A 12,007-nucleotide genomic window follows, 5' to 3' on the forward strand; every position below is an offset into this window, starting at 1 on the left:
CGCCCGCTCCTTGGTTTGAAAAAACGTGAGCGTGCACCGTGCTGTCAGGACCACTGCACCGTGAGCACAGTCATTGCATCGACGTTGGCCATCGCGGGCTCCTGGCCTATTGAAGCTCGAAGCTCTTCTGCTTCACGGCCTGCGAATCCAGGCCGATCTGCACGTTGAAGGCACCGGGCTCGGCCACGTGCTGCAGCTGCGCGTTGAAGAACTTCAGCTTCGACTCGTCGATGGCGAAGCGCAGCACCTTTTCCTCGCCCGGCTGCAGCGCTACCTTCTGGAAGTCCTTGAGTTCCTTGACCGGCCGCACCACCGAGGCGGCCACGTCCTGGATGTAGAGCTGCACCACCGTCTCTCCGGCGCGCTGGCCCATGTTCTTCACGGTGACGGCGGCTTCGATCTTCCCGCCACGCGGCATGGTTGCACCCGACAGCACCACGTCGGACAGCGCGAAGTCGGTGTAGCTCAGGCCGTAGCCGAAGGGGTACAGCGGCCCGGTGACTTCCTCGAAATACTGCGAGGTGTAGTTGCCCGGCTTGCCTTCGGTGAAGGGGCGGCCCAGGCGCGCGTGGTTGTAGTAGGTCGGGATCTGGCCGACCGAGCGCGGAAACGAGATCGGCAGCTTGCCCGACGGGTTGTAGTCGCCGAAGAGCACCTCGGCGATCGCGTGGCCGCCTTCCATGCCGGTGTACCAGGTCTCGAGGATGGCATCGGCCTCCTGCTGTTCGCGCTGCAATGCCAGCGGGCGGCCGTTCATCAGCACCAGCACCAGCGGCTTGCCGGTGGCCTTCAATGCGGTGATGAGGTCGCGCTGGCTCTGCGGCAGGTCGAGGCTGGTGCGGCTCGACGACTCGTGCGACATGCCGCGCGCTTCGCCGACCGCGGCGACGATCACGTCGGACTGGCGCGCAGCGGCCACGGCCTCTTCAATCATCGCGGCAGGCGTGCGCTTGTCCTGCGTGACCTCGGGCGTGTCCCAATTCAGGAAGTTGAGGTACTTGACGATGCCTTCGTCGTTCGTGATGTTGGCACCGCGCGCATACAGCACGCGGCCCTGCGTGCCCACGGCGGCGTTCAGGCCGGTGCGCAGCGTGACGGCGTTCTTCGAATTGCCGGCGGCCGACCAGCTGCCCAGCATGTCGATCGGCGCGTCGGCCAGCGGGCCGACCAGCGCGATGGTCTTCGACTTTGCGAGCGGCAGCGTGCTGTTGCGGTTCTCCAGCAGCACCATCGACTTGCGCGCGACCTCGCGTGCGGCGGCGCGGTGCAGGCGGCTCTCGGCATCGAGATCGGCAGGATCGTCCTTGGCCACGCCGATGCGCAGGTAGGGGTTCTGGAACAGGCCCATGTCGTACTTGGCGCCCAGCACCTCCGTCACCGCCTTGTCGATGTCGTTCGTCGACACCTCACCGGACTTCACCAGCCCGGGCAATTCCTTGAGATAGACCGAGTCGGCCATGCTCAGGTCGATGCCGTTCTTGATCGCCAACCTGGCGGCCTCGCGCTCGTCCTTGGCCACGCCGTGGCGCATGAGTTCGACGATGGCACCGTGGTCGCTCACGCTCACGCCCTTGAAGCCCCATTCCTTGCGCAGCAGGTCCTGCATGAGCCAGGTGTTCGACGTGGCGGGCACGCCGTTGATGGAGTTCAGCGCGACCATCACGCCACCGGCGCCGGCGTCGATGGCGGCACGGTACGGCGGCAAGTAGTCGTTGTACATGCGCATCGGGCTCATGTCGACGGTGTTGTAGTCGCGGCCGCCCTCGACCGCGCCGTACAGCGCAAAGTGCTTGACGCTGGCCATGATGCGGTCGGCCGGCACCGGCAGCGTGCCCTGGAAGCCCTTGACCGTCGCCTTGGCGATCTCGGACACCAGGTACGGGTCTTCACCGAAGCCTTCGGACGTGCGGCCCCAGCGCGGGTCGCGCGCGATGTCCACCATCGGCGCGAAGGTCATGTCGACGGAATCGCCCGCAGCCTCTTTCGCGGCGGTGCTGGCCATCAGCCTGATCGCATCCATGTCCCAGCTCGACGCCAGGCCCAACCCGATCGGGAAGGTGGTGCGATGGCCGTGGATCACGTCATAGGCGAAGAACATCGGGATCTTCAGCCGACCCTTCATGGCCGCGTCCTGCAGCAGGCGGTTGTGCGGACGGTTCACCGAATTGAAGGTGCCGCCCACGCGACCCGCGGTGATCTCGTTGGCCAGTTGCGCGATGGGCATCTCGGGGCCGATGCTGATGAGCCGAAGCTGGCCGATCTTCTCGTCGAGCGTCATCTTGCCAACCAGTTCGGCGATGAACGCACGCTTGTTCTCGATCGGCGCCGCCGCCTGCGCCGGCAAGGCCGACAGGCCAGAGACCAGCGCGACCAGGCAGACGGCCTTCATCAAGGCGCTGTCGCGGGCGGTGCGAGCGCTGGAGGCGTTGCGCGGTGCGCGTGATTCGGTCTGTGTCGGGTCGTAAGAAATTGGAAAAGCGCTTTTCATTCGAAGTCCAAAAAGAGGGCAACCCGCGATCGCCACGGATCGATCGGGCGTGCTGGAGGCCGTGCAATGCAGGTGATGCAAAGACGCAGATGTCTGTGCGATGCCGAGGCCGGGTGCACAGCCCGTAGCACCCTCTGCCATCCAGGAGCGAGCCGTTGACAAACAACGGGCCATGAGTCAACGGCGATCTTACATGCCCCTTTTTCCCTGCTGTGGCATGCGGGGTTTGCCCTGCGAGCGATGCTAAGCTAGCGAAGATGAAGACGACACGGGTCGCCTTGTGCACGACAGGAGCGCTGCGACCACAGCGCGCGCTCAGGGTGGCGACCGCATCGACACATGCGAAAGACCCGCCATGCGACCCGCCGAACGAGGGCAGGAATTTTGCTTCGCAAGCCGGGTCCACCACCGCCCCACCCCGCAGGACGGCATCGCCGCTCCTTTTTCTTGTTTCTGATTGTTCTTTTGGAATAGACCCATGATCTTCAAAGATGCATGCCGGGGAAAGCGTTACATCGCTCACCTGTGCCTGGCTTCCTTTTTCTCGGTCGTCTGTGCAGCTGCCGCTGCGCAGGCCAAGGCTTTCTCGCTGGACGACGTCACCGCACAGGCCCGTGCCCTCATGGAAAAGCCGTACGTGGCACCGCAGAGCAACCTGCCGCCGGTGTTTCGCAACATGCAGTTCGCCGACTACCAGAAGATCCAGCCGCGTTCGGACCGCTTCGAATGGCGCGACACCGGATCGGCTTTCAAGCTGAACTTCTACCACCAGGGCATGCACTTCAATACGCCCGTGCGGATCAACGAGATCACCGGCGATGGCGTGCGCGAGATCCGCTACGACGCCGAGCGCTTCGACTTCGGCGACCTGGGCTTCGACAAGCAAGCCACCAGCACGCTCGGCTATGCGGGCTTTCGCGTGATGTACCCGATCAACCAGGCGGGCAAGGACGACGAGATCCTGAGCTTTCTGGGCGCGAGTTACTTTCGGGTGATCGGCAAGGGCCAGGTCTATGGCCTGTCGAGCCGCGGCCTGGCCCTGGACACCGCGCCCCCCGGTGGCGAAGAGTTCCCGGACTTCCGCGAGTTCTGGATCCAGCGTCCGGGTCCGCAGGACAAGCAGCTCGTGATCTATGCCCTGCTCGACTCGCCGCGCGCCACCGGCGCCTACCAGTTCATCCTGACGCCGGGCAGCGACGCCGTGATGGACGTGCAGGCCAACATCTTCCTGCGCGGCGACGTCAACATGCTGGGCATCGCCCCGCTGACCAGCATGTTCCTGTTCGGCCCCAACCAACTCACGGACAAGCGCAACTACCGCCCGGCCATCCACGACTCGAACGGGCTGTCGATCCACACCGGCACCGGCGAATGGCTGTGGCGCCCGCTCAACAACCCGCGCACGCTGGCCATCAGTTCGTTCGAAGTCGAGAATCCGCAGGGCTTCGGCCTGCTGCAGCGCGGCCGCGACTTCTCGCGCTACGAAGACTTGAAGGACCGCTACGACCTGCGGCCCAGCGCCTGGATCGAGCCCCATGGCAACTGGGGCAAGGGCAAGGTCATGCTGATGGAAATTCCGACGCCCGATGAGACCAACGACAACATCGCCGCATTCTGGAACCCCGATGCAAAGCCGAAAAAGGGCGATGCCCTGCAGTTCGCCTACCGCATGCACTGGACCATGGACGAACCGGGGCTGCACAGCGCCGACAACGCCTGGGTGCGCCAGACCTTCCAGACCGAGGGTGAGCAAACGCAGGCCAACCTGATCCGCAAGCCCGACGGCAGCACGGCGTTCCTGGTCGACTTCGAAGGCCCCGCCGTCGCCAAGCTGGGCGCGGGCGACCCACCGGAAGTGCAGGTGAGCGCGAGCGACAACGCACAGATCCTCGAGAGCTCGGTGCAGCGCAACCCCGCCATCAAAGGCTGGCGACTGACGCTGCGGCTGCATGTGAAAGACCCGGCGCAGCCCGTGGAACTGCGTGCCGCCCTCGCCCAAGGCGGCAAGCCGCTGAGCGAGACCTGGAGCTACCAACTGCCAGCCAACGGCGGCGCCCTGCTGGCCATCACACCGTCGACTGCACCCTCTGCCGTGCAGCAACCGGCCGCGCCGGCTGCATCTTCCACGGAGACGCAGCCTGCCACCCTGCCTGCAGCGCCGGCCGCCAAGACAACGCCCTGAAGACCGGAGCCCGGCAGGCCAGCGGAGCGGGCGCGCCACGCGCCCGGCTCAGCGCGCCGTCGCCGTCTGCTCGGGCGCCAGCCCCTTGCGCACCGTGGCCACCTGTGCGGGTGTCACGGCCTCGGCTCGGTTGCCCCAGCTCGAGCGGACAAAGCTCAGCAGATCGGCCACGTTGTCGTCGGTGAGCCGCCAGCCGAAGCCCGGCATCGCCAGCGCCGAAGGCGCCTTCTCGGTGCTCGGCATCGCCGAGCCGGCGAGCACGATGCGGATCAGTGACGTCGGGTCCTTGGCGTTGACCACGCTGTTGCCAGCCAGCGACGGGAACACGCCCAGGCCCCCTGCGCTCGCACCCGCACCGCTCGACTGGTGGCAGGCGTTGCAGTTGTTCAGGTAGACCATGGCGCCGCCTCTTTGGACCGTCCCCGCGCGCAGTTCCAGCGTGCTCGGATATGTCTGCGACACAGCCACCAAGGCGGCTTGCGAAGGCGCAGGTGGGGTCGGCGGCGTGCCGATCGACTGCAGGTAGGTGGCGATCGACGCCAGGTCTTCGCGGCTCATGTACTGCGTGCTGTTCTGCACCACCTGCGACATGGGTCCGAAGGCCGCAGTATGCGCCGTGCGCCCGGTCTGCAGGTAGGCCACCATGTCGTCCGTCGACCACTGCGCCGCGCCGCCGCGCTCGCTGTGGCGCAGCGGTTGCGCGAGCCATCCATCGATCAGCGCACCCGCCAGATAGCTGTCGCCCTGCCGATCGTTGGCGGCCTTCACGCCGCCCGTCAGGCTGCGTGGGGTGTGGCAATCGCCGCAGTGGCCCAGGCCCTGCACCAGATAGGCGCCGCGGTTCCATTCGGCGCTGCGTGCGCTGTCGGGCTGGTAGGTGCCCTTGTCGAGGTACAGCATGTTCCAGCCTGCCATCAGCCAGCGCTGGCTGAAGGGCCACGGCAGCTCGGTCGGCGGCGGCTTGGCGGAAGACGGCGCCACGCCCTGCTGGAAATAGACGTAGAGCGCATGCATGTCCGCGTCGTTCAGCTTGGCGAACGAGGGGTACGGCATGGCGGGGTACAGATGCTGGCCATCTCGCCGCACGCCCTCGCGCAGCGCGCGGGCGAACTCCGCCTCGGTGTATTCGCCGATGCCTGCGCCCTTGTCGGGCGTGATGTTGCTCGACACGATGGTGCCGAAGGGCGTCGACATCGGCAGGCCGCCCGCGAAGGGCACGTTCGACGGGCCGGTGTGGCAGCTTACGCAGTCGCCGGCACGCGCAAGGTAGCGTCCGCGCTCGACCGTCGGGTCGGACGACGACGCCTGACTCGCCCCCGTGGTCGCCACGGCCGGCGCCGAGGCCACGCCCCCGCTGACCGGGCTCGCCTTCTGGCCGAAGGCCCAGGTCGACAGCAGCGCCGCGACGACGATGCCGAGCCCGGTCACGCGCAGGCGCGTCTTGGTGGCCGCGTTCATCGGAATACCTCCGTGCTCCGCACTGCGGTGCGAGCTTGCTTGGGGCGGCCCAGCGCGGCGCTCATACGAGCGCTCCCGGGTTCTTCAGGTAGTTCTCGCGGATCGCCTTGGCCGACCAGTACGCCAGCGCACCCACGACGGCCGTCGGGTTGTAGCCGAAGTTCTGCGGGAAGGCGCTGGCGCCCATCACGAACACGTTGGGCACGTCCCAGGTCTGCAGGTAGCGGTTGATGGCACTGGTGTTCGGGTCGGTGCCCATGATCGCGCCGCCGGTGTTGTGGGTCGACTGGTAGGGCCGCACGTCGTAGTGCTCGCCCTTCTTCTTGAAGCCCATGCTGATGTGCTTCGGCCCCATGGCCTTGGCGATCTGCTCGACCTTGGTGCCGATGAAGGCGGTCATCGCCATGTCGTTGTCCTTCCAGTCGAAGGTCATACGCAGCAGCGGCTGGCCGAAGGCGTCCTTGTAGGTCGGGTCGAGGTCGAGGTAGTTGTCGCGGTAAGCCATCACCGAGCCCTGGCTGCCGACGCTGGTCTGGTAGACGTAGTTCTCCTTCGCCGCCTTCTTCCAAGCTCCGCCCCAGGTCGGCGTGCCTGCAGGCAGGCTCAGCTGCTGGATCGGCCGCCCACCGGTGTTGATGCAGTTGATGGTCGCGCCGCCGACGAAGCCGAGCGGCCCGTGGTCGAAGTTGTCGCCGTCGAAGTCGTCCATTGCATGGCCGCTCGCGCCGGCACCGACGAAGGGGTTCATCGGCTGGTCCTTGTCGAAGTGCAGCGTGGCACCCCCATTCAACTGGTAGGCATAGCTGCGGCCGACCACGCCCTCGCCCGTCGCCGGGTCGTACTTCTTCCCGATGTTCGACAGCAGCAGCAGGCGCACGTTGTGCATCTGGTAAGCGCACAGCACCACGAGGTCGGCGGGCTGCTCGACCTCGTTGCCCTGCGCGTCGATGTAGGTCACGCCGGTGGCCTGCTTGCCGTCGGGCGACATGTTCACGCGTTGCACGTGCGACCGGGTGCGCAGCTCGAAGTTCGAGCGCTTCATCAGCGTCGGCAGCAGCGTGGTCTGCGGCGATGCCTTGGCATACATGTAGCAACCGTAGCGCTCGCAGAAGCCGCAGAAGTTGCAGGGGCCGAGCTGTGCGCCATGCGGGTTGGTGTAGGCCCGCGACGCATTGGCCGCGGCCTGCGGGAAGGGGTGGTAGCCCAACTCGCGCGCGGCCTTCTCGAAGAGCACGGCGCTGTTGGGCGATGCCAGCGGCGGCAGAGGGTACTCGTTGGCGCGCCAGCCCTCGAAGGGGTTGCCGCCGGGCTGGATCTGGCCCTTGAGGTTGCCGGCCTTGCCCGAGGTGCCGCAGATCTTCTCGAACTGGTCGAAGTGCGGTTCGAGCTCGTCGTAGCTGACGCCGAAGTCCTGCAGGTACATGCCTTCAGGGATGAACTTCTTGCCGTAGCGCGCTTCGTAGGTGCTGCGCAGTTGCAGGTCGGCCGGCAGCGCGCGCCAGTGGTGGCCGTTCCAGTGCACGCCAGCACCGCCCACACCGTCGCCCAACAGGAAGGAGCCGTGCTGCCGATACGGCACGGCCACGTCGGCCGGCGTGTGGCGAATGGTGACGGTCTCCTTCGAGAGGTTCTGAAACAGCTTGCCGCGGATGCCGTAGCTCAGCTCGTCGGTGATGCGCGGGTACGCGAAGTCGGGCACGGTGTCGCGGTTCTCGCCACGCTCCAGCGCCAGGACCTTCAGGCCGGCGGCGGTGAGTTCCATGCCCATGATGGCGCCGGTCCAGCCGAAGCCCACCAGCACCGCGTCGACGCTGGGTTTCTTGATGCTTGCCATGTCGCGCCCCTCAGCCCTGCGGCCCGTTGATGCTGACGGGGGGCAGCGGGTAATGGACGCCGGGCTTCTGCACCCAGTCGAGGAAGTCGGCACGCGCGCCGGGGAAGCCGATCATCTTCCAGGACACGGCGTTCTTGTTGCCGCCATGGATCGGGTCGCTGAAGTAGCCTTCCTTGGTGTTCTGCAGCAGGAAGGTGAAGAAGTCCTTGGCACCGACTTCGGCGAACTGGATGGTGCCGCCGTCGAGGCCCTTGAGCACCTCGTCCTGCGTGGCCGCATCGAGCTCGGCGAAGCGCTTGCCGCCTTTCTGCTGCCTGCACCAAGCATCGGTCGCCGCGATGCCCGCACGGTAGACCTCGCGCGGCGGCATCTTGCCCTGGTAGCCGAAGAGCGGCGAGCTGGGCACGAACGGCCCCTGCATGTACCAGATGGCCGCATGGCCGAACACGCCTTCCATCTGCCGGTCGATGAACTCGGGCACGCCGGCTTCGATGGCGCCGGGGCCGGTGTCGTCGGAGGGTATGAGCCGGGCGACGGCGGCCTGGATGAAGGCCCACTCCTCGGCATGGAAGTACACCGGCGTGTACGGCGGCGAAGTCGGTGCCGCGGGCGCCGAAGCGGGTTGTGCCGCGACCTGCTGGCCTGCGACGAAGCCGGTCGCCGTCAAGGCGCTGGCCGCGGGAACGATCGCGATGGACCGACGCAGAAAGCCGCGCCGGCCCGGTGAGGGAACGTCAGTCATCGATGGATCTGCAGCACGAGGCTGCTGTGTTGTTATGAATCCAGCATGGCACTGCGGCGGCGGCGAGGCAATCGGACGGCAACGCTTCGCACCGATGAAATCGGTCAATGTTTGGCGTGAATCGGCCAAGTGTGCCGTCAAGGCCAGGGCAAGGCCGCGCTCAGAACGGGGATGTCGGCTTGTCTGTAGCATTTCGCCTTTACAGAGACTGGCCCTCGCGGCATCGCATGCGCTCATCCCCCCTCACAACCCACCGGCCGCTGGTCATCGCGTCGATCATGGCCTCGATGGCCATGGTGGCGATCGAGGCCACCATCGTCTCCACCGTGATGCCGCAGATCGCCTCGTCGCTGGGTGGCCTGCATCTCTACAGCTGGGTCTTCGCGTCCTTCCTGCTGGCGCAGACGGCGATGACGGTGGTCTTCGGCAAGCTGTCCGACCTGTATGGCCGCAAGCCGGTGATGTTCGCGGGCATCGCGATCTTCCTGGTGGGCTCGGTGCTCGCGGGCTTCGCATGGTCCATGCCCGCGATGATCGCCTTCCGCCTGATCCAGGGCATCGGCGCGGGCGCGATCCAGCCCGTGGCGCTGACGATCGTCGGCGACCTGTATCCGGTGCGCGAACGCGGCAAGGTGCAGGGCTACCTGGCCAGCGTGTGGGCGGTGTCGGCCGTGCTCGGGCCGATGCTCGGCGCGCTTATCGTGCAGAAGCTCTCCTGGGCCTGGATTTTCTGGATCAACATCCCGATCGGACTGCTGGCCGCCGCCGGCTTCTGGTTCTTCCTGCGCGAGGCGCCTTCGGTACGCCGCAGTGCCATCGACTTGGTCGGCGCCCTGCTCTTCACCGTGGGCATCGCCGCGCTGATGATCGCGCTCACCGAATTCGGCATCGGCAACACCGGCTCGGCGCTCGCATGGGCGCTCGGCTTCGGGGTCGCGGCCGTGCTCTTCGTCGTGCAGGAACGCCGTGCGCCCGATCCGATGGTGTCGTTCCGGCTGTGGGGTGCGCGGGTGATCGCGACCGTCAACGGCGCATCGATGCTCGTGGGCATGTCGCTCATCGGCATCACGACCTTCCTGCCGATGTATGTACTGGTGGTGCTCGAGCGCTCCTCGGTCGTCGCCGGACTGGCGCTCACGATGGTGATGCTCGGCTGGCCGCTGGGCGCCACCCTGGCCTCGCGCACCTTCCACCGCTTCGGCCTGTGGCGCGTGGTGTTCGCGGGCTCGGCGCTGATTCCATTGGGTGCACTGGCCTTCGCACTGCTGCGGCCCGGCAGTTCGCCGGTGCTGGCCGGCGTGGGCTCCTTCGTCATCGGCCTGGGCTTCGGCCTGCTGAGCCTGAGCTCGCTGATCCTCATCCAGGAATCGGTGGCGATCTCGCAGCGCGGTGTCGCGACCGCATCGAACATCTTCTCCCGCAACCTCGGCAGCGCGCTGGGCGCCACCTTCTTCGGCGCGATCTTCAACGTCGGCCTCAGCCGTGCGAACGGCGGTGCGTTGATCTCGGAGGATCAGCTGCGTCAGCTGCTGCAGGGCGCCCATGGCGGCACTGGCGGCACCGCGGCCACCGTCAGCGACACCGCCATTCGCGCGGCGCTGGCCGGCTCGCTGCAGTTCACCTTCCTGATGATGCTGGTGGTGACGCTGGGCATCGTCGTGCTCGCGCTCGTGCTGCCACGGCAAGGGCTGGGCGCGCGGGCGGGTGACGCCCCAACGAAAGAGGCGCTGCCGCAGAACCTGCATTGAGCGCAGGCTCGGCGGGTCAGCGCCTCCAGTTGCCCGGCGGGGAAATCAGCGGATCAGCGGCACGCCGGTCTTGGCCTGCAGCGTGTCGAAGCTCACGCCCTCGGCCAGCTCCACCACCTTCAGGCCTTCGGGCGTCACGTCCATCACCGCCAGGTCGGTGATGATGCGGTCGACCACGCCCACGCCGGTCAGCGGCAGGGTGCACTGTTCGAGGATCTTCAGGTCCTCGGTGCCGTCTTTCTTCTTGGCAACGTGCTCCATCAGCACGATCACGCGCTTGACGCCAGCCACCAGGTCCATGGCGCCGCCCATGCCTTTCACCATCTTGCCGGGGATCATCCAATTGGCCAGGTCGCCCTTGGCGCTCACCTGCATGGCGCCCAGGATCGACAGGTTGATCTTGCCGCCGCGGATCATCGCGAAGCTGTCGTGGCTGCCGAAGATGGCGCTGCCCGGCAGTGTGGTCACGGTCTGCTTGCCGGCGTTGATCAGGTCGGCGTCGACGGCGTCGTCGGTCGGGAACGGACCGATGCCCAGCATGCCGTTCTCGCTCTGCAGCCAGACTTCCTTGTCGCCGGTGTGGTTGGCCACCAGCGTCGGGATGCCGATGCCCAGGTTCACATAGAAGCCGTCTTCGAGTTCTTGTGCGGCACGGGCCGCCATCTGGTCTTGGGTCCAGGGCATGTCAGGCTCCCTCTTTCTTGTTGGCGGGGACTTTCGGGACGGGGACTTCGTCGATCACCGCGGCCTGCGCGATCACGGCCTGCGCCTCGACCTTGGCAGCCTCGACATCGACTGGCGCTGCCGCGCTCACCGTGCGCTTCTCGATGCGCTTCTCGGGGGTGGCATTGAGCACGATGCGGTGCACGTAGATGCCCGGCAGGTGGATGTCGTCGGGGGCGAGTTCGCCGAGTTCGACGATCTTCTCGACCTCGACGATGCAGACCTTGCCGGCCATCGCCGCGGCCGGGTTGAAGTTGCGCGCCGTCAGGCGAAAGCGCAGGTTGCCGGAGGTGTCGGCCACGTCGGCCTTGACCAGGGCCACGTCGGGCACCAGCGAACGCTCCATGACGTACGTCTCGCCGTCGAAGTCGCGCAGCTCCTTGCCTTCGGCCACCTGCGTGCCCACGCCGGTCTTGGTGAAGAAGGCCGGAATGCCGGCACCGCCGGCGCGCAGCTTCTCGGCCAGCGTGCCCTGCGGCGTGAATTCAAGTTCGAGTTCGCCGGCCAGGTACTGCCGCTCGAACTCCTTGTTCTCGCCGACGTAGCTGGCGATCATCTTCTTGATCTGCCGGGTCTCGAGCAGCTTGCCGAGGCCGAAGCCGTCGACGCCTGCGTTGTTCGAGACGCAGGTCAGGTCCTTGACGCCGCTGTCCTTGAGTGCCTCGATGAGCGCCTCCGGAATGCCGCACAGGCCGAAGCCGCCGACCGCGAGCATCTGCCCGTCGGCCACCACGCCCTGGAGCGCCGCCTCGGCGGAGGGATAAATCTTGTTCACCATGGCTTGTGATCCTCGCTCGGTGATGGTTGATGGAATGTCCAGACGATACTACGT

General features: G+C 66.6%; 8 protein-coding genes. 2 read left to right on the forward strand and 6 right to left on the reverse strand.

The window, feature by feature from the left end:
* Positions 1-106: 106 nt before the first annotated feature.
* Complete coding sequence (bglX, locus tag J2W36_RS06745; protein ID WP_370869281.1) at positions 107-2,389, reverse strand: beta-glucosidase BglX; 2,283 nt, start codon at positions 2,387-2,389, stop codon at positions 107-109.
* 577 nt (positions 2,390-2,966) lie between these two features.
* Here bglX and J2W36_RS06750 point away from each other — a divergent pair.
* Positions 2,967-4,670 carry a glucan biosynthesis protein G gene (locus J2W36_RS06750; protein ID WP_307688926.1) on the forward strand — a complete coding sequence of 568 codons (1,704 nt, stop codon included), beginning with the start codon at positions 2,967-2,969 and terminating at the stop codon, positions 4,668-4,670.
* A gap of 48 nt (positions 4,671-4,718) precedes the next feature.
* Here J2W36_RS06750 and J2W36_RS06755 read toward each other — a convergent pair whose 3' ends face one another.
* The 3 genes from J2W36_RS06755 to J2W36_RS06765 all read right to left on the reverse strand — a co-directional run bounded on the left by J2W36_RS06755 (position 4,719) and on the right by J2W36_RS06765 (position 8,704).
* A complete protein-coding gene (locus J2W36_RS06755) occupies positions 4,719-6,128 on the reverse strand; it encodes a c-type cytochrome (RefSeq protein WP_307688927.1) in 1,410 nt (469 codons plus the stop codon).
* A 61-nt stretch (positions 6,129-6,189) separates the two neighbouring features.
* Complete coding sequence (locus J2W36_RS06760) at positions 6,190-7,962, reverse strand: GMC family oxidoreductase (protein WP_307688928.1); 1,773 nt, start codon at positions 7,960-7,962, stop codon at positions 6,190-6,192.
* A 10-nt stretch (positions 7,963-7,972) separates the two neighbouring features.
* Complete coding sequence (locus J2W36_RS06765; protein WP_307688929.1) at positions 7,973-8,704, reverse strand: gluconate 2-dehydrogenase subunit 3 family protein; 732 nt, start codon at positions 8,702-8,704, stop codon at positions 7,973-7,975.
* A 227-nt stretch (positions 8,705-8,931) separates the two neighbouring features.
* Between J2W36_RS06765 and J2W36_RS06770 the strand changes: the two genes are divergently transcribed.
* On the forward strand, positions 8,932-10,452 hold the full coding sequence (locus tag J2W36_RS06770) for an MFS transporter (protein ID WP_307688930.1): 1,521 nt from the start codon (positions 8,932-8,934) through the stop codon (positions 10,450-10,452).
* Positions 10,453-10,497: 45 nt separating this feature from the next.
* On the opposite strand, the gene J2W36_RS06775 is transcribed toward J2W36_RS06770, so the two are convergent.
* Both J2W36_RS06775 and J2W36_RS06780 read right to left on the reverse strand, forming a co-directional pair.
* Positions 10,498-11,136, reverse strand: a complete 639-nt coding sequence (locus tag J2W36_RS06775; protein WP_307688931.1) for a 3-oxoacid CoA-transferase subunit B — start codon at positions 11,134-11,136, stop codon at positions 10,498-10,500.
* Position 11,137: 1 nt separating this feature from the next.
* Positions 11,138-11,950 (reverse strand): CoA transferase subunit A, encoded by an 813-nt coding sequence (locus tag J2W36_RS06780; protein WP_307689211.1) that lies wholly within the window; start codon positions 11,948-11,950, stop codon positions 11,138-11,140.
* Positions 11,951-12,007 lie beyond the last annotated feature (57 nt).

Source organism: Variovorax ginsengisoli, assembly GCF_030811835.1.
Lineage (GTDB): Bacteria > Pseudomonadota > Gammaproteobacteria > Burkholderiales > Burkholderiaceae_C > Variovorax > Variovorax ginsengisoli_C.

What these genes read in the sequence shown, in the direction of transcription:
- bglX (WP_370869281.1), bottom strand. Translation starts at nt 2,389, where the DNA reads ATGAAGGCCGTCTGCCTGGTCGCGCTGGTCTCTGGCCTGTCGGCCTTG.
- J2W36_RS06750 (WP_307688926.1), top strand. Translation starts at nt 2,967, where the DNA reads ATGATCTTCAAAGATGCATGCCGGGGAAAGCGTTACATCGCTCACCTG.
- J2W36_RS06755 (WP_307688927.1), bottom strand. Translation starts at nt 6,128, where the DNA reads ATGAACGCGGCCACCAAGACGCGCCTGCGCGTGACCGGGCTCGGCATC.
- J2W36_RS06760 (WP_307688928.1), bottom strand. Translation starts at nt 7,962, where the DNA reads ATGGCAAGCATCAAGAAACCCAGCGTCGACGCGGTGCTGGTGGGCTTC.
- J2W36_RS06765 (WP_307688929.1), bottom strand. Translation starts at nt 8,704, where the DNA reads ATGACTGACGTTCCCTCACCGGGCCGGCGCGGCTTTCTGCGTCGGTCC.
- J2W36_RS06770 (WP_307688930.1), top strand. Translation starts at nt 8,932, where the DNA reads ATGCGCTCATCCCCCCTCACAACCCACCGGCCGCTGGTCATCGCGTCG.
- J2W36_RS06775 (WP_307688931.1), bottom strand. Translation starts at nt 11,136, where the DNA reads ATGCCCTGGACCCAAGACCAGATGGCGGCCCGTGCCGCACAAGAACTC.